We start from the raw sequence: 21,598 nt of genomic DNA on the forward strand, positions 1-21,598 counted from the left end.
GTACACACTATCAAACAGCTCGCAGATTTCACGGGCAGACTTCTGATAATAAGGAAGAATCTCGTATAATCTTGCTCCATCCAAATGTAATTTGATGCCATGACTGCGGCAGTAGGCAGAGATCTGTTCAAGCTCTTCGTAGTCCGGAAGCTGTCCACCAATTTCCCGCTGCGGCAATTCCAGCAATAAACAAGCAATATCTTCTTTTAATTGCAGCACATCTTCCAGACGAATTAACCCATCTTTTTCACCAAGCAAAATAGGCTGGATATGATGAAGCTCCTTCAACCCGTCTTCCTCGTGGATTTCCAAATGGCTGAGTGGGTGATAGGCGACCTTCTTGATCCCTTTATGATCGCACCAGATTCGTAGAGCAATTTGCTGAGCCATAGTTCCACTAGGGAAAAAGACAGCCGATTCTTTACCAAGAAACGCGGCCATTTCCTCTTGGAAATCTTCAATTAACTTACCATTGCCATAAGTATCTCCATCCGTAAGACCATCAACGTCCTGCAAGGCATCTATCAATACTTGAATATTTCTTTTGCCATGCCCACCCAATGCATAGTTTGTTTGTTGAAACGCTGCTAATAATGGATTGATTTTGTTCATTTGTATCGTACTCCTTTGTTTGTCACAGCTCACTCTTGGTCTCAGAAGGGCAGTGGATTATAATCAAGCTAACTCTATTTTGAAAAAGGAGACTCAGCCAATGAAGGAAATCCTCATCGGTTCCATTGATCAATTTACTACTTTTCCTGCGGAGGTTGAGCTTGACCGTGATCTGTATTTTTTGATACAGGTAGACGATGACCAGTACAGTCTTTACTCAAGTGTTTGCCCTCATGGCGGCTATACCGTCGATCTGATTGACGGAGAGCTGGAATGCCCTTTGCACGGGTGGACTTTTGAAGTACATACAGGACGTTGTCATAATGTGCCTAGCGCCAGACTCGCCTCCTATAACGTCATCCTTCGTGACAACCAGTTGTTCGCTCAGATGGCATGACTTACGTATATTTTACCAGTGGTCAAGCTATAATAACAGCTGTTGTTATCAAATGAATGGCTTTAGGAGGCAGCATGCCCGACAAGATGAACACGAATAAGTCCCAGGGAATGACTTGGTGGCAGCTGAGCTTACTTGGCGTCGCTTGCACCATCGGTACCGGCTATTTCCTAGGCACTGGAATCGCGATTCAAATGGGCGGCGTCTCTGTCCTTTTTATGTTCATACTCGCAGCTTTCGGCACTTATATTGTCTTCGATGTTCTGGCCAAAATGACGGGCAAGGATCCCCAGCAAGGCTCGTTTCAAACCTACGCCGCCAAAGCATTCGGACGCTGGGCAGGCTTCAGCAGCGGTTGGGTTTATTGGTGCTCAGAGCTATTAATTATGGGAAGTCAGTTAACAGCTTTATCATTTTTTACCCGCATCTGGTTCCCAAGGTTACCGATGTGGGTTTTTGCGACGGCCTACGCCCTATTAGGGCTTGGCGTTATTCTGCTCGGGACCAAGGTTTTTGAACGTGCTGAGCATATTTTTGCCATTATCAAAGTATCCGCCATTGTGATGTTTGTGATTATCGCTGGCGCGGCGGTCTATGGATTCCTTACAGGCACATACCCGCCGAAGTTCCCGACTACCAAGGAAGCCTTTCTACCAAAAGGGGGAGTCGGTATTTGGTCTTCTTTCATCTATGCTTTTTATGCGTTTGGCGGCATTGAAATCATGGGCATCATGGCTGCAAGGCTCAAACGGCCTGAAGAGGCCCCAAAAGCCGGGAACATGATGATCCTTCTTTTAACCATCATCTATATCGCTTCGTTAGCACTTGCTTTGACGTTGATCCCCTTGAGCAATCTACAGGGAAAAGAAAGTCCTTTTCAGGTGGCCTTAGGTTCCTACCAACTCCCTCTGGTCCCTCATGCCTTCAATGCGATACTAATCATCGCGGGATTTTCGACGATGGTCGCTTCCCTGTTTGCGGTTACCACCATCCTTGTCACGTTAGCTCAAGATCACAATGCCCCTGCCATATTCACTAGACGAACAACGGGCAAACGTAAAATGCCGTTACCCGCCATCGGATTTACGACTGGCGGGATAACGGCAGCCGTGCTGATGGCCCTGTTTCTACCTGAGAAATTATATGCGTATATCACCACTGCGGCAGGCATTATGCTGCTGATGAATTGGCTCTTCATCCTACTTTCATCAGGCCGATTATTGCAGTTATCCTTATGGGGGAAAATGAAAAGATACACGGGTATGTTTCTTATTCTAACCGCAATCGTAGGAACCGCGTTTCATCCGACGAGTAGACCAGGCTTCTGGATCAGTCTCTTATTCATCGTATTGATTGGCCTGTTAACTTTGGGGCTGAGCTTCAAATGGAAGAAAAATACGCCTGGTTCCATCACTGCTTTCCACGCTGACAAGTTGTCCTTGCCCAAACCCGATAATCGTGAAGGGGCAACTTAATGTTAAGTGAAGAGGGCTTGAAAAGCTTTTAATCCAAAATGCAAACCAAAACCGATCAGGGATAACCCCGAAACGATAGAGATGACCGAAAGCCCGCGTGGCGTAAGGAATTTGCGGAATACACTGGCTAACGAAGCCATGATGAGATCCCACAGGATAATCCCCACGAACATGATCCCCGTATACAGCAGCACGTGATTTCTATCATACTTAGCAATGGTTTCCGCTAGCACCGATCCATAGATCCCAAGCCAAAACAGGATGGACAAGGGAGAACTGATAGCCATGATTAGTCCTGTAAAAAARGAATTTGCCAACGTTTCTTCCGACCTGTGACCTTCCGTTTTCAATTTACCGGCACTAAGAACACTTTCGATTCCTGAGTAGAGTAAAATAAAGCAACCGAACAGCCACAGAAATGTCTTCATGAATGGTGTTGTAAGAAAGTGTACAAGTCCGAAATAAATGAGGACAATCAGTATGACGTCTGCGAGCATGCCACCCACACCCACCATCCACGCATGTACAAAGCCACGCTTGATGCCTCTATCCAGCATGGCGGCATTAATAGGCCCAATCGGCGCGGAAAGCGACAAACCCAATAGTAGAAAACTTAGCATCACATACATTTCAATCACCCATTCGCTTTTATACATACAAGCCTTATGGCTCGTAATATCTTATTCTTTGAATAGGGCTTGTATAACTTTGATTCCTGGTTTTGGCTATAAAAAAGTCGTTGACATTCACGCAGCGTAAAGCAGTAGAGTTAAGTTGTCAGGAGGTGAACAGATGGAATACACCGTGCAAAACCTTGGAAAGTTGGCTGGTGTGAGCACTAGAACACTTCGATACTACGATGAGATTGAGCTTCTTAAGCCGGCAAGAATCAATTCTTCCGGGTATCGAATCTATGGACAGGCGGAGGTTGATAGATTGCAGCAGATTTTATTTTACAGAGAATTGGGCGTGAATCTGGATCGCATCAAAGAAATCATAACCGCCCCCACCTTTAGCGGAGAGGATGCTCTTAAAGAACATCATGTACAGCTCCTGGACAAAAGAGCCCAGCTTGATGCGTTGATTGCCAATGTAGAAAAAACGATAGCGTTAAATGAAGGGAGAATCGCCATGTCAAATAGAGAGAAATTCGAAGGCTTTAAGCAACAGCTTATTGATGAGAATGAGAACAAATACGGGAAAGAAATCCGCGAAAAATATAGCGATGAGYGCGTGAATAAATCGAATCAAAAATTGAAAAACATGACACAAGATGAGCATGACGAGGTTACGCGTCTTGCAGCTGAAGTCAAGGCCTCACTCGCAGAAGCTTTCAAAACAGGAGATCCTGCTAGTCAGGCCGCCCAAAAAGCCGCGGATTTGCACAAGCAATGGCTATCCTACTACTGGAGTGAATATAGCAAAGAGGCACATGCCGGTCTAGCCCAAATGTATGTGGATGATGAAAGATTTAAGGCCTACTATGATGATAAACAACCAGGAACCGCAGAATTCCTGAGAGATTCCATACACATTTATACAGGTTTTACGAAATAATAGCACTGTGAGCGGGACACTAGCATCTTTTCTATCATATCCTCCAAACATCCAGTTATTTAGAAGAAACCTGAATAGAATAGTATTACACCAGCCAGCCACCAGCAGCCATGTGTATGTCAAACCCCCAACCGAAAAAAGCACAGGAACCCTTAGGGGCCCTGTGCTTTTCGGTTATGAATTGGCTGCTACGCCGCCGCCAGTAGGTTTGACCAGCGCCTTGCTCTCCCAAACGCGGCTTCTCCACCGCAAATACATAATCAGGCCTCGAAGCCACTCAYCGACAGCAAAGGCTATCCACACGCCTAGAAGTCCCATGTTCATGTGAATGCCCAGCCAATACGCAAGCGGCACCGCAACACCCCACATGGAGAGAACTCCCATGGCTACAGGAAATCTAGCATCACCCGCAGCGCGGAGTGAATTAATAACAACAAGATTAAACGTTCGACCAGGCTCCAGAATTACGCTTAGCAACAAAATTCCCGATCCCATTACAATAATTTGTGGGTTATCCGTAAATAATCCGAGCAGCTCTTTGCGGAAGATAGCGGCGATTCCAACAACCACAAATGTCAGTATGAATGTCATTCTCAGACTACGAATGAGCTTATGGTATGCTGCCTTAAACTCGCCGGCTCCAACCATATGACCCACGATAATCTCCGTCCCCATCCCGATCGCCATACCAAGTGCCATAAAATAATTGGTAATATTCATTACATACACATGCGTGCTTAACGCGACTTGACCGATGATATTAACGAAACTCACAATCATTAGATATTGAGATTGCCAAGACAAGTGTTCTCCGGCGGCAGGGAGTCCAATGCTCAAGATTTGCTTCACAATACGTTTATCGAACGTGATGTAATCCTTGAAGCGAATCGGGAATGGAATGCGGCGATAGAGAATTACAAAAAGTACGATAAGTCCAAGAAAACGGCTTACGACAGTAGAGACCGCAGCTCCCGTTACTCCCCACTCAGGAAATCCGAGATTCCCGAAGATAAGCAGGATGTTACCAACGACATGGATCACGTTCACGCCGAGTGTCACGTACATAACGTCTCTCGTCTGACCATTCGAACGAAGTACGGAGGAAACCGCATACGACAGCGCTTCGATCCAAATAAAAGCACTGATGAGATTCAAGTATTTCTTAGCTATAGCAATCTGATCAGGAGCCAAGTTCATTAGCTGCATGACCGATTCGCCAAATACGACCAAAACGATGCTGACGACGATCCCGAATATTAAATTGATCGTTATCGCCAATGCCGAAATACGACTCGCTTCTTTGGCTCTGCCAGCACCCAAATTCTGCGCTACGGCTACACTCGTTCCGATTCCGACGAAGCCAAACATCAGGATGCAGAATACGATGATTTCATTCGCTAATCCCACAGCTCCGGTTACTTCATCTGAGATCCGACTGAGCATGAACACATCCGCGGTACCGAGCATCATCCGCAGAACGGAGTCAATGAAGATCGGCCACGTAATGGCGAATAGACTAAGCTTTTTCCATGTTGCTGTTGACTGGGTGTCTATCATTTTCTATGCTCCTCAATTCAAATACCTTCATCTTAGGATACGTAAGCGATTTCAGTCAAATGCTACTAATATCCAACAAAACAACCTTGGATCTCTCTTCCGAAGAAGTCCAAGGTTGTTTCATGATTCAAAGCTATTTTACGCGAACCCATGCACCGCGATTATCCGCTGATTCAATTTCAGCTTCCGCAATAACAATGCTGTCCATCGTACTGAAAGGTGTGGCCGTTGCGACGTTCTGTCCAGAAATCAAAGTCTCAACGAAGTATTTGAGCTCCTGGTAATAACCCATTTCCGCGGAAATCTCAGGACTGAAGCCAGGACCATCGTTCACATTCACTTTAAGACCGTCTGCCGTGAATACAACATTAGCTTTTTCAAAATTTACGCGGAACTGCATATCGAAGCCGTAATCCCCTTGAAGCGTCCAGTCCGCTTGCGCATTGATAACCTTGCCATCTTCGTACAAATAGTTCGTTGAAACGACATCGTACCCGCTGCCTGGCACAACGTTCCTAGCCAACGTGGAGACCGATTCTGGTTTACCGAACAACCAGTTAATCATATCGATGTCATGCACATGCATGTCGAGGAGAGCTCCGCCGCTCTTCGCATTCTGCAACAGCCATGGTCCCCAAGTTGGCGTTCCGCCACCGCGGTAGAAGTAACCAGCTATTACTTTGCCGTACGTTTCGTTTGCCACGACTTGTTTCAAATACTCGTAAGCTGGCCAGAAGCGCAGACATTGACCGACCATCAGCTGTTTCCCATTTTGCTCAGCAGCTTCAATCATGTCTTTGCACTCTTCTGCATTCAGTGCCATCGGTTTTTCACATAACACATGAAGACCTTTAATCAAGCATTGAATGGAAATTTCTCTGTGCAAAAACGTAGGCAATGTCATATCCACACAATCAAGCTGCTCATTCTCAAGCATTTCAGCAACACTTGTATACTTATTGTAAACGCTGAAGTCAATGCCGGAGGCTCCTGTATCAATGTTTCCTCCGGATGCATGTCCTTCCAACTTTTCGATATCAATATCGCATAAAGCCACAACTTTAATTGGAACCCCTTCAGCTTCGAGACGAATGTAATTTTCCAGATGCGTTCTCCCCATAAAACCTAACCCGATCAATCCGATTTTTAACATGGCTTATTTCCTCCCCAGAATGGCATCCATAGCACCTGATGTATTATAAATAATTTGCTGACCGTGATGCGTATAGCCAGGAATCATTTCTGCGATAACGTAATCTTCATAGCCAATTGTTTGCAAAGCCTTCATCACTTCTGGATAGTTCACATCGCCTGCAAGCAGATCCACGAATCCATGCAAACCGCCGGCAGCGCGTCGGTAATCTTTGAAGTGAACTTTCTTGATACGATTATTTAAAATAGTAATCCAATGCTCCGGGTAGCCGGCAAATAAGACATTCCCGACATCGAAGTAGGAACCGACATATGGCGAATTGATTTTATCAATGAAATCTCTCAATTCCAGCGGTGATAGCAAAAATTTATTCCAAACATTCTCAATACCGATAGACACTTTCAGAGATTCCGCAACCGCAGACAGCTCACTGATACCTTCTAGGGCATAATCGTACGCTTGATCATAGGGCACAACTTCAGAGTCAGGAATGAAATCTACGCCAACAGCTCCAGGTACAACCAATATCGTGTCTACGCCCAAAATCGCTGCGCTTTCCAGCTGCTTTTTGATAATATCTTTCGCTTTTTGACGCGTTCCAGCATGTCCACTAGTTATGGAGTACGTCCAATATAAACMGCTGGCTAAGCTCGTTAGCTCAATGCCTTTATCATCAGCAAACTGACGGTACTGTTTGATTTCGCTTTCATTGCTTTCAAGACTGAGCTCACCTGTTTCGTTCAAAGCCAATTCGATGCCGTCAAACCCCGCATCTTTCGCGACAGTTATACATTCCTCTACCTTCATAGAGCCTGGAAATGACCAAATGTTAATCCCTTTTTTCATCGTTATCTCCTCCGTCTCTTTCCTTTATTATAAAAGACCTTTGCTAGATAAGATTTATCCAAAAAGCCGATTTATTTGCACTTTTACAAAAATGGATATGATAAAATAAAGCTGGGTCCTACCACCACAAAGACGCTAAGAAAGGGCGGACAGCATGGAATTCCCACGCATACAGCTCCAAGAATCAATATCCATTCCAAATCTCATTTCCTTTCACTATTTTGAGTATGCAAAGGGATATGTGTTTGACGGCGAACAACACGACTTTTGGGAAATTCTATATGTCGACAAAGGAGAGGTCGAGGTTCGGGCCGATGATCACATCCACACCCTTCAGCAGGGGCATATGATTTTTCATAAACCGGAAGAATTCCATACCGTTAGCGTGAAGCATGAACATAAACCACCTAATCTTATCGTCATTTCCTTCGAATGCGCGTCAGCAGCGATGTCTGATTTTGAAAATAAAATATTGGCGCTTGGCGATCGGGAGAGAAATATGCTATCCCTCATTATTCAAGAGGGGTTTCAGGCATTTCTGCCTCCTTTTGATAGGCCATCTGTCCATCATCTTGAACGGAATCCAGGAGCCCCTTTTGCCAGCGAGCAGTTGATCAAAACCTATTTGGAAGCTCTGCTTATCACGCTGATTCGCAATCAAAAGACGGCCTCTTCAACGATAGAGGCAGCAGCTAAGATTAAGCAGTCATCTCTGCAAAAGGAAAAAGCCGAACAACGCATCGTTCAGCAAATTCTCGATTATCTGAAGGAAAATCTCTCTCAATCTTTTACGCAGGATCAGTTATGCCAGACGTTTCACTTGGGGAAAAGCCGGTTGAAGGAGCTTTTCCAGTCACAGATGCAAACCGGCGTCTTAGAAGCGTTCAAATCGCTGAAAATCGAACAAGCCAAAACCTATATCAGAGATGGCCGGTACAATTTCACGGAAATTGCCGCGATGCTAGGCTATGCCAGTATCCATTATTTCTCCAGAGACTTTAAGAAAACCGTTGGCATGTCTCCCTCGGATTATGCGAAATCGGTTAAGGCGCGTGTTTAACCGCATGATAAATAGTCCTACAAAGTCAAAACACCATTTGGGGTTGGGTTGCGTTTGGGTGCGTTTTGTTGCGTCGACTGGCGGCGCTATCGGATCGGATTTCTTCATTGGACGAAATCCAATGGACATAGTGATTTAACGGCTCGATCAGCGATCCTATTGGATGAAATCCAATGAGATCAGTGAATTGAGCTGCTAAAAGGGCTAGTTATGGCAATTCCATTGGATTTCGTCCAATGGAATGAGCAATTTAGGTGTGCAATTGGTGTTTTCATTGGATTTCATCCAACGCGGCGAGGCGACTCCCAACACTAGAACGCTGTTCAACATCGCTATCGTGTGCTGTTTGCTCCCGACGGACGGCTCGGCTTTGTAAACACGCTTATCACGCGCGCGCTTACTCAAAATCTATCCCTCACAACCTCCAACCAAACATAAATAAGGGGTCACCTCGGTTGTTACCCATTAAATTCATACAGATATAAAAAAGCACCCAGATYGGGTGCTTTTTTTATATCTACTTTATTTAATTACTTTCAATAAACGCTTAGCTGTACCACTAGCCGTTTCAATTGTTTCATACACATTCACTGTGAATGGATAGCTGAATTGATCCGTTGTGATGTTCGAAGCATCTAGCGTCTGTACGCCGCTAATCAGTTTATTGTCGCCTGCGAAAGATGCATCCTTGGAGCCAATGACACGTCCCGCATTATCGACAATTTCGAATCTCAATTTGGAGAAGTTATTGTCTACAACGACGTTCTCTTTTTGCTCGATGCCCAGATCAAGACGTACTTTGTACGTGTAAGTCAATTGAGGTGTCGTTACCGAGTTAACGGTCACATCATTAAATTTCAGATCGAAAGGATACAAGGAAATGGTTGAATCCGTTTCTTCCTGCTGCAGATCAGTTTGCAGTGCTGCAATTGTCGTTGTATACGGCGCGGCAGCAACAGCATCAAGCAACTTCAGGGAGAAGTTTGTTCCCGTTTCTGACTGTGGAACAATGTACGAGTAACTTACGACGTAACTTAGTCCTGGGTTCATCATTTCTGTCACATTGGCTTGACGAGTTCCTTGGTAGGTTAAACCTTGTGTACTCACCAATTCCGACATGAAGGCTGGCAACGCAATAGGTGTTGTGCTTGTATTCGTTAGTTTGAACTTCGCTACAGCTGTTTTGAACCCTTCACCTGGATTCTCATGCAGATGAAGCTCCATCAAGGATACTTGTGTTGATTTGTCGATCACTTTGGTCAAGGCATCAAACGCGATCGGTTGACCGATCGTATAAGGAACTGCTGTTGAGGACCCTGACCCTTGTTCTTTCGGCCATGCAATAGCCAGCTTGCCTGTTGCTAATGTTGCCGCTTCGGTTCCACCTTTTGGAACAAAGCTGTCCGTGGATAAAACTACCAGGTTAGACAAGGTCACACCATTTTCAACCGGGATCGCAAAATGAATGTATTTCTTCTCGCCAGCTTCCAACGCAACAGCTTCCACTTCCGAACGTTTTCCTTCGTAGTTCTTCGTTTCGGACTGCGCATCCACGCGGAATGCTGGCACTGTTTCACGGCCTGTACCGGGATTACTAGCAAGGACAGTCACTACGGCTACACGGCCTGCCGTTGTATTTTGCATGGAAGCTTCAACTGCTGTATAGGTTAATCCGGAGTTAACACCTGGGATCAAGAACGATTGCCCCCAAGCGATGTTATCAAGACTTTGTAATGCTGCACTTCCCATCGCACCATACCAAACGGAATTGGTTGGCATAGCAAGTAATGTTTTTTCCACTTTTGGGTAAGAGTAAACGTCCACGTTGACGAAAGAAAGCTGATCAATTGTGCCAATTTCCTTCGTATCAACGGAGTCTGTACACGAAGCTCGTGCTCAGGCACTCGGTTCTGTATCACACCGCCATTGTATAAGCGAACCGTGACAGCAAGCTGTGAACCGGTCGCTGTTGGCGTCACGGCTACACTTTTCACGGCTGCGCGGATGTCACTTGTCAGTCCATAATTGACTGTAGGCGCACTAACAGGTGCGGTTGGCGCAGCATCTGCTGCCCAAACCGTCGTACCGCCCTGCACGATCAATGCGCCAAGCATAATGGCGGTCAGACTGGATTTCCATGGTCTTTTTTTCATGTATATACGCTCCTCTTTGAGTAATTTCGTTGCTGGATTATTTTGCTGCTGGTGTCGCTGTCGCTGCTGGAGAAGCACTAGCGCTCTCTACTTTCTGCCCGTCCTTCAACGTGTTCTGGCCGGAAATGACTAATTTCTCGCCATCTTTAACGCCATCTATTACTTCTTGGAACTCTCCATTGATACGTCCAAGCTTCACTTTGCGTTTCACATATTGATCGCCTTGTTCAACAAAGACAAACGTATCAGATTCTTCACGGATGACGCTCAACGTTGGAATCGAAACAACTTGCTCTTCCGTTTCCGTTGTTAGCTGCACCATGAATCTGCTACCTGGCTGAAGTTGGTGATCACTATTTGGAACTTCCAACTCAAGCGTGTATGTTTTTGTTGCCGCACTCATGATCGGAGCCAAATAGCTAATTTTCGCTGTTCCTTTTTTGTCCGGTGTATCTGGATTATAGTAAACGAGCTCTTGTTTCCCCTTAACAAGCTGGTAGTTGGTTTCCGTAAGCTCAGTTTTGATTTTAATCGGATCAATTTGTTGAACTTGACCAACCTTGCCAGCAGCCGCTGCAATCGTTTGTCCAACGACCACATTGAAGTCGGTTAGAACACCGCTGCCCGGTGCCTTAACTTCATAATTCTCTAAAGACCTAGTCGCATCCTCCAAGGATAAACTAGCAGATTCTGCCTGTGTCTGTGCGGAAGAGATCGAATCGGAATTATCAAAGGCCGACAGCTTGCTTTGTGCTGCGTCCAAATTCATTTGCGCGCTATCCAAAGCTTGCTTCATCTGGTCCACTTGATGTTGAACCGCTGTACCTGCATCAAAATCATTACGAGTTTTGTTGTAATCTTGCTGTGCATTGGTCAAAGCGGTTTGCGATCTTGCCACATTGTCCGCCAAATCCTTGCGGTTGTTCACTTTATTGTCTCGTGCTTGTTGCAGTGACTCTTGCGCGCTTTTTAAAGCCAACTCGCTTTTCCGTTGTGCCGAAACTGCGTCTTTACTATCGATAACAAACAGCACTTCGCCTTTTTCGACGTACTCTCCACGTTTTTTCACAACGTTCAGTACTTCGCCGTTTGCTTTTGAAACAACATCCAGCGTCGTTCCTGCCGATACATCGGCAACTTGCTCAACGGGATTGCTAATTTTCTGCTTTTTAACAACCTCGGTTTTAACCGCCTTTGGCGCCAGTTGAACTGTAGCAGCCCCCTTGGACCCTGGCGCTGAACATGCAGACGCTAAGACCGCAGCTGCGGTCAATAGCGCTATCACGCCCATCGAGCGATATCTAAATTTACGTTTTCGCGAACTATCGTTAATCATCTATGTGCCTCCTTATACCTCTATCGTACTTGTGGTTGTGTTTTGGTTATCTTTTTTACGATTGAACATGCGACCCATCCGGTTCTTTATGCTTTCAATCAACTCGTACACAATAGGTACGACAACTAGAGTTAGAACCGTAGAGGTAATCAGACCACCGATAACAACAACACCCAGTCCTTTACCGATTAATCCACCCTCTGCAGAAATACCTAATGCCAGCGGCACCAAAGCCATAATTGTAGCTCCAGCTGTCATAATAATCGGACGAAGTCTCACTTTTCCTGCTTCAATTAAAGCATGGCGAACCGTGTAGCCTTCATCGCGCAGCTGCTGCGCACGGTCGATCAAGACGATGGCATTCGTGACGACAATTCCGATGAGCATGAGGAAACCAATCATAGATGTAACTGTTAGCGGCTCGTGCGCAATAACGAGTCCGAGCAGCCCTCCGATAACCGCAAGCGGTAGAGAGAACAAGATGGCGAATGGTGCACTCGCGTTTCCAAATGCTAGAACCATGATCAGGTAAACAACGAATATCGCGGCTCCCATAGCGACGAACAATTGACCGAAGCTCTCATTGACATCGTCGGAAACACCAGTCACTTTCGGTGTCACGCCTTCTGGTAATTCAACATCTTTTAATGCCGCGGTAAGCTTAGCACTTACGCCGGTTTTATTTGTATCATTAATTTTGGCAGATACTTTGACAAGCTGCTGCTGATCTTCACGTGCAAGGGAAGCAGCGCCCTTCGTTTCGTTGATTTTGGCTACTTCCTTCAACAGAATCGTAGATCCATTTGATCCGGTTAACGGAATGTTGCCTAGTTTTTCAAGCGTATTTTTGTCCGATTTGTCTAACGATACCGTTGTTGTATATGTGATATTATCGAATTTCATATCTCCCAGACTTTGTTTTTGAATCCAGGCACGTGCTGTATCTCGAACAGATGAGGAGCTGAGGCCATAAGCTCTTGCTTTATTCTGATCCACAGCAATCTCTATTTCTGTTTTGGCATCACTTAAATTATCTTCAATCTCAGCAAGTTCTGGGAAAGTTTGCAGCTTATCTTTGACAATCTTAGCTGCTTTCTCCAGTTGAAGTTGATCATCGCCTTGCAGTGTATAGGCGAAATCCGTCGATGAAACACCGAAATCACCTTCCATTGCTTTAGGCTCAACTTCAGAACCGTTTGGCAATTCTGAGAGAATATAAGCCTTCATTTCATCTTTTACTTGATTGCCATCCACTTTATCATTCACTTGAACGAAAATCTGTGAAGCATACGGTGTACGCTCATCGTCATTGCCAGCATAACCGACCAAGGATTCTACAAATTTGAAAACTGGCTCGCCATTTGAGTCTTTCGTATTTAACAAGACCGTTTCGATTTCCTTCGTTTTGGCATCTGTCGCTTCAAATGAAGTCGAATATGGCAGTTTCAGTTGGAAGTACATCGTCGTCGCGGCGCTTGATTCAGGCAAGAAGGCCACGGACAAGAACGGTATGGTTCCGGCCATTGTCACAACGAGCATTAGCAATGAGATAAGCAGCGTTTTGATTCTGTTTTTCAAACTCCAAGTCAATACTTTCTCATAGAACGTTGTTAGCTTAGTTGGTTGCGACTCATCGTGATGAGTTTTGCTTGGTTTACTGCGAAGAACAATCAACTTAGCCAGCATCGGAATAACCGTTAAGGCTACAATCAAGGAAGAGAGCAGCGCACAAGCGATTGTTAAGGCAAACGGTCTAAAGAATCCGCCGACAACGCCTGTAACCAAAGCAAGTGGTGCGAATACCCCAACAGTTGCAAGTGTCGATGACGTAATCGCCATGGATACCTGCTTCGTCGCTAAAGCAATAACGGACTCATTGCGCTCCTGTGCTTTCTGCAAGGAGGCATATATATTTTCAATTACGACAATGGAGTCATCCACGACCCGTCCTACTGCAATAAAGATACCGCCGAGGGTCATCGTATTGAGTGTTAAACCTAGGGTAGACATCAATAGTAAAGTAATCAAAATGGAAAGTGGGATCGAAACTAGAACAATAAGCGTCATTCGAACATTTCGTAGGAAAATCAAGATCATTAAGGATGCCAATATAGCCCCTACAATACCTTCACGTATAAGTCCTGAAATCGATTCATTAATTTGATCTGCACTATCGTACGTATTCTTGAAAGTAACGTTAGGTAACGTTGTTTTCCAACCTTCAATCTGTTTCTGAATCTCATCAGAGAATTCAACAGCATTCGCACTGCCTGYTTTGTACAAAATCATTCCAATCGCCGGCTTGCTATCCAGTCGACCGATGAAATCCGATTCACTTATCGCCTTGACGTTAGCAACCTGATTTAAGGTTACGATATCGCCTTTTGGCGTTGTGATTTCAAGCTGCTCCAAATCGAACAAGCTGGACATATTGCCCGTTACACGCGTCATCTTGTCATTGCCGCTAATCTCTACACTGCCGATTGGACTTTTCGTCGCAGCGGCGTTAATCGCATTGGATACCATGCCTGGAGATAAACCATAGACGTCAAGGGCCGCGGCATTCAGCTCAATATCAAGCGAAGTGTCTCTGGCTCCGATTACGTCCATGTGGTCAATCCCTTTAATTCCTTCAAGAGCAGGCTTAATTTTATCTTTAAAAGATTTATCAAGCTCGGTTTGGCTGATGCCGTTATCGGCATAAGCAACTAAGTAGTTGGAAGGGAAGGAAGCCGCGCCAAACGTTGACGCTTTAGGTGCTCCTGCTGTTGCCGGAAGAGAGACTTCAGCGAGCATATCCTGTACAGCCTGTTTCTTTTTGTCAGTATCAACATCTTGTTTGAACATCAAAATGATCATGGAAAAGTTATCACTTGACGTCGACTGCATAGAATCCAAATCTTCAAGATTCGCTAGCTTCTTCTCAATCGGTGATGTAATTTCATCCATGACGTCCTTTGGCGCGCCTGTATAAGTAGTCGTTACTGCAACTACCGGGAAAGAAACGTTCGGCATGTTCTCTACTTTAAGCTGCGATGAAGAATATAAACCGCCAACAAAAAGCATGATCATGATGATGATTAATGCCGAGACATTCTTCATGGAAAAGTGTGTAAGTCGATTCATTCCTTTACTCCCCTCATCTAATCATTGTTTCTATAAGATACATTTTGAATATGAACCCAATATGAACAAACGCCAAAAAAGCCTGGAAATAAGATTCCAAGCTTTCAATGTTCATTATTTCTTCAAGGAATAGGTTAAAATTGGAAGAGTGACTAAAAAGTGAGTGCCTTTTCCTTGTTCGCTCCGAACCTCAATCGTGCCTTGGTGCAGGTCAATAATTTTCCTAACAATAGCAAGACCTAGCCCGCTTCCCGAATCCCGTTGTCTAGCTTGATCTACTTTAAAGAACCTCTCGAAAATCCGTCCTTGATCTTCCTCCGCGATGCCAATCCCGTTGTCTTGAACCCAGATCTGATGAAGCCAACTTTAACAAATTATCGCTGAGGCGAGATAATCGCTCGCTCTCTCGTTCAATAATTTCCAAATAGCGCATTCGCTCGGACTCCTCGATTTCAGACCCCCGCAGCGCTTTGGAAAAGCCGCGAATCGACGTAAGCGGTGTTTGAATTTCGTGGGAGACGTTCGAAACAAAGTCTTGGCGCATCTGTTCAAGCTGTTTCAGCTCGCCAGCCATGTGATTGAAGCTAGCGGCCAGCTGTCCCAGCTCATCTTTCTGCATAACCGCGACGTGCACATTGAAATTCCCGCGAGCCAACCGCTGCGTAGCCACCGTTAATTTCTTCAGCGGATTCACCAAATATCGCGAGGCAATGAGAATCAGCAGGCTGCCGACAACAAGCACGATAACCAGAACGGTAATGACAGCCGTCTGTACTTGCCGGCGGGTCGCTTCAGATAAATAGGGATGAATGAAAAGAGCAAACGTCTTATCTCCAACCTTAAGTGGGATGCCTACTTTCATATCCTTCAGTGGATCTTTAATCATGCCGTAATCTAAGCTTTTGTACACACTGCCTTTCAAAACAAAGGCAACTTCCGATGCTTCAATACGAGGGACACCGTTTTTATTTAATGAAATCGCCGTCATGGGCTCCCCATTTTCGTTAAATAACGTAAAAACGTAATTTTCATTAAAACGGTTGCTCTCCGATACAAAGGAATCAAGCTGTCTAACCTGCATGTCTTCGCTTAGCTTGATAATCTGATTGCCGATCGTGAGCATCTCGTCCTGGAACTCGTTCGTAATCAGACTTCTGAAAAAAATCGTTGCCAGTGGAAAAGCGACTGACACACTCACGACCACAATGGCTAAGAAAGTAAGCACCACGCGGAGATAAAGCGACTTGATCATGCCTTCACCTCAAGTCTGTACCCCAATCCTCGGATTGTGGCTATCCGAAACTCTTCGGTCAGCGGCTCGAACCGCTCCCGCAATCTTTTGACATGCACATCAATGGTCCGATCATCACCTTCGTAATCGATTCCCCAGATCTGTTCAATTAGCTGCGTTCTTGTAAAAATTTGTGCAGGATAGCTCGCCAGCTTATAAAGCAATTCAAACTCTTTTAACGGTAGGGACATCCGTTGATCCTGCAAACGCACTTCAAAAGCCGTGCGGTCAATGACGACATTGCCGACCGTAATCGTCTGCGAGGCGTTAATCCGATATCGCTTCAGCAAAGCTTTGACCCGCATCACGAGTTCCAAAGGGTCAAAGGGTTTCACAAGGTAATCGTCCGTGCCAAGCTGAAACCCTTTCACCTTATGTACGGACTCGCTTTTGGCCGTAACCATTAGAAGAGGCAAGTCGTCGTAACGCGCCCTGAGCTCGCGGCATAGCTCCCAACCGTCCATCAGAGGCATCATAATATCCAAGACGACTAAATCCGCCGGGGTCGTTTCGAGCATACTGAGCGCCTCAACGCCATTGCTAGCTTGCGAAACCGTCAAGCCTTCTCCAACCAAATATAYGCGTATCAGTTCCCTGATGTCCGCGTCATCATCCACCACCATGATTCTGGTCACGACACGCCCTGCCTTTCTTCAAGCCTTGAACTACTTACAGGTATGGAATTGGATCCTTAGAACCCGCTTCTTCAAAGCCTTTCAAACGCAACCGGCAGCTGTCACAAACGCCGCAGGCTTCAGCTTTTCCATTGTAGCAAGATGTCGTCAGCTCGTATGGAACTCCGATTTTCAAACCTTCTTCAATGATTTTGGCTTTCGTCCAGTCAATAAGAGGCGTTTGGATCGTGATGCCTTTCCCTTCCACACCCACCTTGGTTGCCAGGGCAATTACTTCTTCCACTTTGTGAATAAATTCCGGCCGGCAATCCGGGTATCCGCTGTAATCGAGAGCATTCACACCGATATAGATCGCCTCGGAGCCAGTTACTTCCGCATAAGACGTTGCAATAGAGAGAAAGAGCAAATTACGTCCAGGCACATAAGTTACTGGGATTTCGGATTCCTCCGCTTCTCCATTCATAACGTTAGGCACATCAATGCTATCATCGGTTAATGCACTGCCGCCAAAATCGCGAAAGAAATCAAGCTTAATAATTTTGTGGCGCTGGCTCACACCATAGTGTTCCGCAACTTGCTTCGCATTCTCAAGTTCAATCTTATGGCGCTGTCCATAGTCAAAAGAAATCGGATACAGGTCGTATCCCGCTTCTTTGGCGATTCCCATGCACGTGGTGCTGTCCAGGCCTCCGCTCAGAATAATAACGGCTCTTTTGTTGTTATCATTGCTCATGCTCATAAAGACACCTCATTTTTTTCTTATAGTAGTGAAAAAAGGGATACCACGGCTGGCACGCGGCTAAACGCCGCGCATCACCGGATCCCATATAATCTTGTGCAGCTGCATATTCAGCTTAACTCTGGATAGTCCCGCTTCCAGCATGTGCTGGACGAGTTTGTGCGGCGGCATCGTCTCCCACACCGGGCTGAACATCGGCAGCGCCTTCGTCGGATACTTCTCAAGCACGTCCACCGCCGTGTGGAAATCGTGCTCGCTGCCGATAACGAACTTCAGCTCATCCTGCTCCCGCAGCAAGCCGAAGTTGCTCATAATCATCTGCTCCATCTCACTGGAGTCAGGGAGCTTAAAGTCCATAATGTATCGCACCTTCGGCGAGGCAACACGCTCTACAAACATAGCGAGATCGATCGCGCCGTTCGTCTCTATGTGCAGGTCGTCGACCTGCTCCAGCTCAGCGAGCGCGTCGATGAGGGCGAGCGACTTCTCACCGTACAGGAGCGGCTCGCCGCCGGTCAGGCAAATATGCCGGGAGCGGAACGAAGTGACCTTGCTGACAATTTCAGCAATGGTCATGACGTTCTCCGCTTCCGCGGGTGGGTAGCTGTATTTGGTGTCACACCAGGTACAGCGCAGGTTGCAACCAAAAAGACGGACGAAGACCGTTGGGAACCCGGCACGGGTTCCTTCGCCTTCAACCGTCTCGAAGATCTCGACCATCGGAATGCGGATATCTCGCATTACTCTTCCTCCTCCATCATCGAGCGAGTGATGGCCGCGTAGGAGGTCGGCGTCTCCCACAGCCGGACTTGCAGTTTATAGGTGTGGCCGTGCAGATTTTTACATTTTCCCTCATAACAATGCAAATGATGCGCACTGTCAAACGTAAATTCCTTAGAAATCAAAACGGATTTGTGATGATATTTTAATTGGTTCTCTGTGATGTCACGCCCCAACATTTGCACATCTCTTGGGATTTCATAGCTCATATCTATCACCTCTTAATTATAAAAAAAACAGTACTCTACATTATATCATGAAGAGTCCATTTCTCACAATCTATCAACATCTGGGGGATTTCGCCTTCGCTTTTGCGTCCAATCCAAGTGGCCCCTGATTTCCTGCATCCGCTCGTTTTCATCACGCAAATCCGATTCAATCGTTGCCATCAAACATTCGATTTGATTAACAACCGTATCCGGAAGTTCAACCTCTTCCAACGATTTTACGATATAGAGCAGGCACTGCAGTGTTTCATCCATTAGGCTTTTTTTCTTGCCCGTCAGGACAACCTCAGATAGAAATACAAGGTGGCTCAACTCTTTTTGCGTCATTTTCAAGAGGGACAACCCCTTTCTTCTTTCCATTATCCAACATTTTCCGACATCGCGGAAGACCCCTTGACAACTATAACTATAACATTTAAGATTACAGTAAATTGTTTTTGAACTTACAACTTATATTTCTTTTACAATAATTTTACAATTATAATTTTTGGAGGAATTTTAGATGAGCACACAAGTACAATCCACAGTTCTACAAGTTTTGGAAGACCGCCATTCCGTTAAGCAATACCAAGCAGGACACCAAATGCCGAAGGCTGATCTTGAGCAGCTTTTGACTTCTACATCCCAAGCGCCATCTTCATGGAACCTTCAACATTGGAAGCTGGTCGTTATTGACGATCAAGCTCAAAAAGAGAAATTGCTTCCAATTGCATACGGTCAAAAGCAAATCGTAGAAAGCTCCGTAGTTATCGCCGTTCTTGGTGATCTTGAAGCTAACAAAAATGCTGAGCTTGTCTTCGGTCCAGCTGTTGAAGCTGGTCACATGCCTAAAGAGGTGAAAGACACTCTTGTTGCTCAAATTGAAAGAGTTTATCAATATCCACAAGTTGCTCGTGATGAAGCGATTCGTAATGCTTCCCTTGCTGCTATGCAGCTTATGATTGCTGCCAAAGCAATGGGTTATGACACTTGCCCAATGGGCGGATACGACGCGGCGAAATTCGTTGAAGCATTCAACGTTCCAGCTCGATATGTACCTGTTATGTTAATCAGCGTTGGTTTGGCGGCTTCTCCAGCTCGTTCAGCTGGCCGTTTATCCCTGGATCAAATTACCGTTTCCAACACATTCTAATAAAACAAAAAAAAGGCATGGCTCTCCTAGCAAAATGAGAGTCCATGCCTTTCTTTTTTTCTACAGTCAATGTAATTGATCGGTTTCGAACCAAATTTCGTCAATCAACTTATTCCGATACAACATGGACACATTGAAGGTTTCGTACTCTTTTTCCTTATCCAGCTCATCCAATAACAAAGACGCTATAAGCTCTCGATCATCGGAATCTCCTGGCTCCCTGAAGTCTATAAAGCCGGTTAACTGCCGAGAACTTATATCCACCGTTGCCGTCCCGATCGGTAGACCACCATACGACTGCTGATATATTTCATACGTCAACGTATCCCCGTCGTCCCTTGCCAAAATAATCGAGTAATCCTCTGGATTCAGTGGCATTAACGACTCTTCCCTAATGTCATCCACAAGCTCCAATAAATCTATATGGGTCAGTTCAACAGTGTCAATAATCTCACCATCGAATATCATATTGAAAATGAACGTATCCGTTTCATTCTCATCGTAATCGGCTACGACCAGTTCCGTCACTGTGTCCATTTCTTCATCGAAAGGATCAAATTGCCATGTAACTTCCCCAATCACATCTGATCCGTATACATGGGTAATGATTTCAGCAACCAATTCCGATTCTTTGTCATATACATGGTATTCCACAAGATTTCTATACTCTCCAACAATGACTAGCTCGTACCCCATTTGCTGCCTTCGCTGCTCAATCATATGCAAACTTTCAGGTCCGTTCGTTCCCTCGATATCATCAAATCTGGTTTCGTCATCGTTCACCCATTCATAATCAGCATCCTCATCATCCAAATAGTAATTATTTGAGCTGTTATCCTCTTCCACCATCTCAGGTCCAATGGCATGATCGGTCGCGATCACAAAATCATAATCGCTATAGCTGACAACTACTTCGCACTTCGTAATAGCCAGTGCATCAATGACATTCTGAATGTACGACTGGACAAATTCATACACACTATTTTTGTCCTCTTGCGCAACGGACTGCCGCTCCAGATGAATCGAGCCCTTAAGTCGATCCGATTCCCTGTAGACTAGCGTTAACGTACCGACAAACTCCCCATTGTACATAATATCGCAGACTTCTCCGCCTGCCGTTTTCAGGTCGGGTCTAAGCATCATATCGGCCACGACTTTCTTCGCCTCCTCTACAGATCTAATAATTCTTCTGTAGATTGTCCCAATTTCGTCCAAAATATGAGCATACAGGATAAACGTCTATACACTTATGTCCTTCACTTCATATGCTATCCTATAGAGTCAAGAGGGAGGGATTCTCACATGTCTGCTGGACACAATAGCGTAGGTGCTATCTTGGTGCTTTTCATCTTGCTAGTTATCATCACTAGCGCATTTGTTCTTTAAGAATTTAAAAAAGCTGTTCCTTCATCATGATGATGGGGAACAGTCTTTTTTATTCGCTTTGTTGATTTAAACGCTGACGTTCGGCCTCAATCGCTGCGAGTTTTTTGCTTATTAGACCAGTCGTTCTTGGATGCTG

Annotated in this window: 23 protein-coding genes and 1 pseudogene; 6 read left to right on the top strand and 18 right to left on the bottom strand. The window is 45.4% G+C overall.

Annotated features, from left to right (window positions below; genetic code table 11):
• On the bottom strand, positions 1-612 hold a 612-nt coding region (locus AC1DUA_RS08815; protein ID WP_477499374.1), incomplete at its 3' end, for a threonine aldolase family protein.
• A gap of 100 nt (positions 613-712) precedes the next feature.
• Between AC1DUA_RS08815 and AC1DUA_RS08820 the strand changes: the two genes are divergently transcribed.
• Together AC1DUA_RS08820 and AC1DUA_RS08825 are read left to right on the top strand one after the other, a co-directional pair.
• A complete protein-coding gene (locus AC1DUA_RS08820; protein WP_477499375.1) occupies positions 713-1,009 on the top strand; it encodes a Rieske (2Fe-2S) protein in 297 nt (98 codons plus the stop codon).
• A 74-nt stretch (positions 1,010-1,083) separates the two neighbouring features.
• A complete protein-coding gene (locus AC1DUA_RS08825) occupies positions 1,084-2,484 on the top strand; it encodes an amino acid permease (protein ID WP_477499376.1) in 1,401 nt (466 codons plus the stop codon).
• Positions 2,485-2,486: 2 nt separating this feature from the next.
• On the opposite strand, the gene AC1DUA_RS08830 is transcribed toward AC1DUA_RS08825, so the two are convergent.
• The gene (locus AC1DUA_RS08830) at positions 2,487-3,113 is read right to left on the bottom strand and encodes a LysE family transporter (protein ID WP_477499391.1); all 627 of its coding nucleotides are present in this window, start codon (positions 3,111-3,113) and stop codon (positions 2,487-2,489) included.
• Positions 3,114-3,276: 163 nt separating this feature from the next.
• On the opposite strand from AC1DUA_RS08830, the gene AC1DUA_RS08835 reads away from it, so the two are divergent.
• A complete protein-coding gene (locus AC1DUA_RS08835; RefSeq protein WP_477499377.1) occupies positions 3,277-4,041 on the top strand; it encodes a MerR family transcriptional regulator in 765 nt (254 codons plus the stop codon).
• A 174-nt stretch (positions 4,042-4,215) separates the two neighbouring features.
• Here AC1DUA_RS08835 and AC1DUA_RS08840 read toward each other — a convergent pair whose 3' ends face one another.
• The 3 genes from AC1DUA_RS08840 to AC1DUA_RS08850 form a co-directional block, all read right to left on the bottom strand.
• Positions 4,216-5,598, bottom strand: a complete 1,383-nt coding sequence (locus tag AC1DUA_RS08840; RefSeq protein ID WP_477499378.1) for an MATE family efflux transporter — start codon at positions 5,596-5,598, stop codon at positions 4,216-4,218.
• A 133-nt stretch (positions 5,599-5,731) separates the two neighbouring features.
• On the bottom strand, positions 5,732-6,751 hold the full coding sequence (locus tag AC1DUA_RS08845) for a Gfo/Idh/MocA family protein (protein ID WP_477499379.1): 1,020 nt from the start codon (positions 6,749-6,751) through the stop codon (positions 5,732-5,734).
• A 3-nt stretch (positions 6,752-6,754) separates the two neighbouring features.
• Positions 6,755-7,597: a sugar phosphate isomerase/epimerase family protein gene (locus AC1DUA_RS08850; RefSeq protein ID WP_477499380.1), complete on the bottom strand. Its 843-nt coding sequence runs from the start codon at positions 7,595-7,597 to the stop codon at positions 6,755-6,757.
• A 154-nt stretch (positions 7,598-7,751) separates the two neighbouring features.
• Here AC1DUA_RS08850 and AC1DUA_RS08855 point away from each other — a divergent pair, with 154 nt between their 5' ends.
• Complete coding sequence (locus AC1DUA_RS08855) at positions 7,752-8,657, top strand: AraC family transcriptional regulator (protein ID WP_477499381.1); 906 nt, start codon at positions 7,752-7,754, stop codon at positions 8,655-8,657.
• A gap of 204 nt (positions 8,658-8,861) precedes the next feature.
• Here AC1DUA_RS08855 and AC1DUA_RS08860 read toward each other — a convergent pair whose 3' ends face one another.
• From AC1DUA_RS08860 to AC1DUA_RS08915, 12 genes and pseudogenes are all read right to left on the bottom strand, one after another.
• Positions 8,862-9,062 (bottom strand): hypothetical protein, encoded by a 201-nt coding sequence (locus tag AC1DUA_RS08860; RefSeq protein ID WP_477499382.1) that lies wholly within the window; start codon positions 9,060-9,062, stop codon positions 8,862-8,864.
• A gap of 117 nt (positions 9,063-9,179) precedes the next feature.
• On the bottom strand, positions 9,180-10,352 hold the full coding sequence (locus tag AC1DUA_RS08865) for a hypothetical protein (protein ID WP_477499383.1): 1,173 nt from the start codon (positions 10,350-10,352) through the stop codon (positions 9,180-9,182).
• Entirely contained in the window at positions 10,349-10,810 is a 462-nt protein-coding gene (locus AC1DUA_RS08870) for a hypothetical protein (protein WP_477499384.1), read from the bottom strand. The genes AC1DUA_RS08865 and AC1DUA_RS08870 overlap by 4 nt, the downstream gene beginning before the upstream one ends.
• Positions 10,811-10,847: 37 nt before the next feature.
• Entirely contained in the window at positions 10,848-12,146 is a 1,299-nt protein-coding gene (locus tag AC1DUA_RS08875) for an efflux RND transporter periplasmic adaptor subunit (RefSeq protein WP_477499385.1), read from the bottom strand.
• Positions 12,147-12,158: 12 nt separating this feature from the next.
• Entirely contained in the window at positions 12,159-15,272 is a 3,114-nt protein-coding gene (locus AC1DUA_RS08880) for an efflux RND transporter permease subunit (protein ID WP_477499386.1), read from the bottom strand.
• 114 nt (positions 15,273-15,386) lie between these two features.
• Positions 15,387-15,623, bottom strand: coding sequence for a sensor histidine kinase (locus AC1DUA_RS08885; protein ID WP_477499392.1), 237 nt, complete (start codon positions 15,621-15,623; stop codon positions 15,387-15,389).
• Positions 15,553-16,524: a HAMP domain-containing protein gene (locus AC1DUA_RS08890; RefSeq protein WP_477499387.1), complete on the bottom strand. Its 972-nt coding sequence runs from the start codon at positions 16,522-16,524 to the stop codon at positions 15,553-15,555. The genes AC1DUA_RS08885 and AC1DUA_RS08890 overlap by 71 nt, the downstream gene beginning before the upstream one ends.
• Positions 16,521-17,198 carry a response regulator transcription factor gene (locus tag AC1DUA_RS08895; RefSeq protein WP_477499388.1) on the bottom strand — a complete coding sequence of 226 codons (678 nt, stop codon included), beginning with the start codon at positions 17,196-17,198 and terminating at the stop codon, positions 16,521-16,523. Before AC1DUA_RS08895 ends, AC1DUA_RS08890 begins: the two co-directional genes overlap by 4 nt.
• Before the next feature lie 34 nt (positions 17,199-17,232).
• Positions 17,233-17,931, bottom strand: coding sequence for a 7-cyano-7-deazaguanine synthase QueC (gene queC, locus AC1DUA_RS08900; protein ID WP_477499393.1), 699 nt, complete (start codon positions 17,929-17,931; stop codon positions 17,233-17,235).
• A gap of 66 nt (positions 17,932-17,997) precedes the next feature.
• Positions 17,998-18,678: a 7-carboxy-7-deazaguanine synthase QueE gene (locus tag AC1DUA_RS08905; protein WP_477499389.1), complete on the bottom strand. Its 681-nt coding sequence runs from the start codon at positions 18,676-18,678 to the stop codon at positions 17,998-18,000.
• 71 nt (positions 18,679-18,749) lie between these two features.
• Positions 18,750-18,926 (bottom strand): annotated as a pseudogene (locus AC1DUA_RS08910) (6-carboxytetrahydropterin synthase); the annotation flags it as partial.
• Between the two features lie 63 nt (positions 18,927-18,989).
• Positions 18,990-19,271 (bottom strand): hypothetical protein, encoded by a 282-nt coding sequence (locus AC1DUA_RS08915; protein WP_477499394.1) that lies wholly within the window; start codon positions 19,269-19,271, stop codon positions 18,990-18,992.
• Between the two features lie 175 nt (positions 19,272-19,446).
• Between AC1DUA_RS08915 and AC1DUA_RS08920 the strand changes: the two genes are divergently transcribed.
• Positions 19,447-20,076, top strand: a complete 630-nt coding sequence (locus AC1DUA_RS08920) for a nitroreductase family protein (protein WP_477499390.1) — start codon at positions 19,447-19,449, stop codon at positions 20,074-20,076.
• A gap of 66 nt (positions 20,077-20,142) precedes the next feature.
• Here the strand turns inward: AC1DUA_RS08920 and AC1DUA_RS08925 are convergent, their stop codons facing one another.
• Entirely contained in the window at positions 20,143-21,219 is a 1,077-nt protein-coding gene (locus AC1DUA_RS08925) for a hypothetical protein (protein WP_477499395.1), read from the bottom strand.
• A 159-nt stretch (positions 21,220-21,378) separates the two neighbouring features.
• On the opposite strand from AC1DUA_RS08925, the gene AC1DUA_RS08930 reads away from it, so the two are divergent.
• On the top strand, positions 21,379-21,462 hold the full coding sequence (locus AC1DUA_RS08930) for a YjcZ family sporulation protein (RefSeq protein WP_477499396.1): 84 nt from the start codon (positions 21,379-21,381) through the stop codon (positions 21,460-21,462).
• Positions 21,463-21,598 lie beyond the last annotated feature (136 nt).

Source organism: Paenibacillus sp. 01T422 (assembly GCF_056398785.1).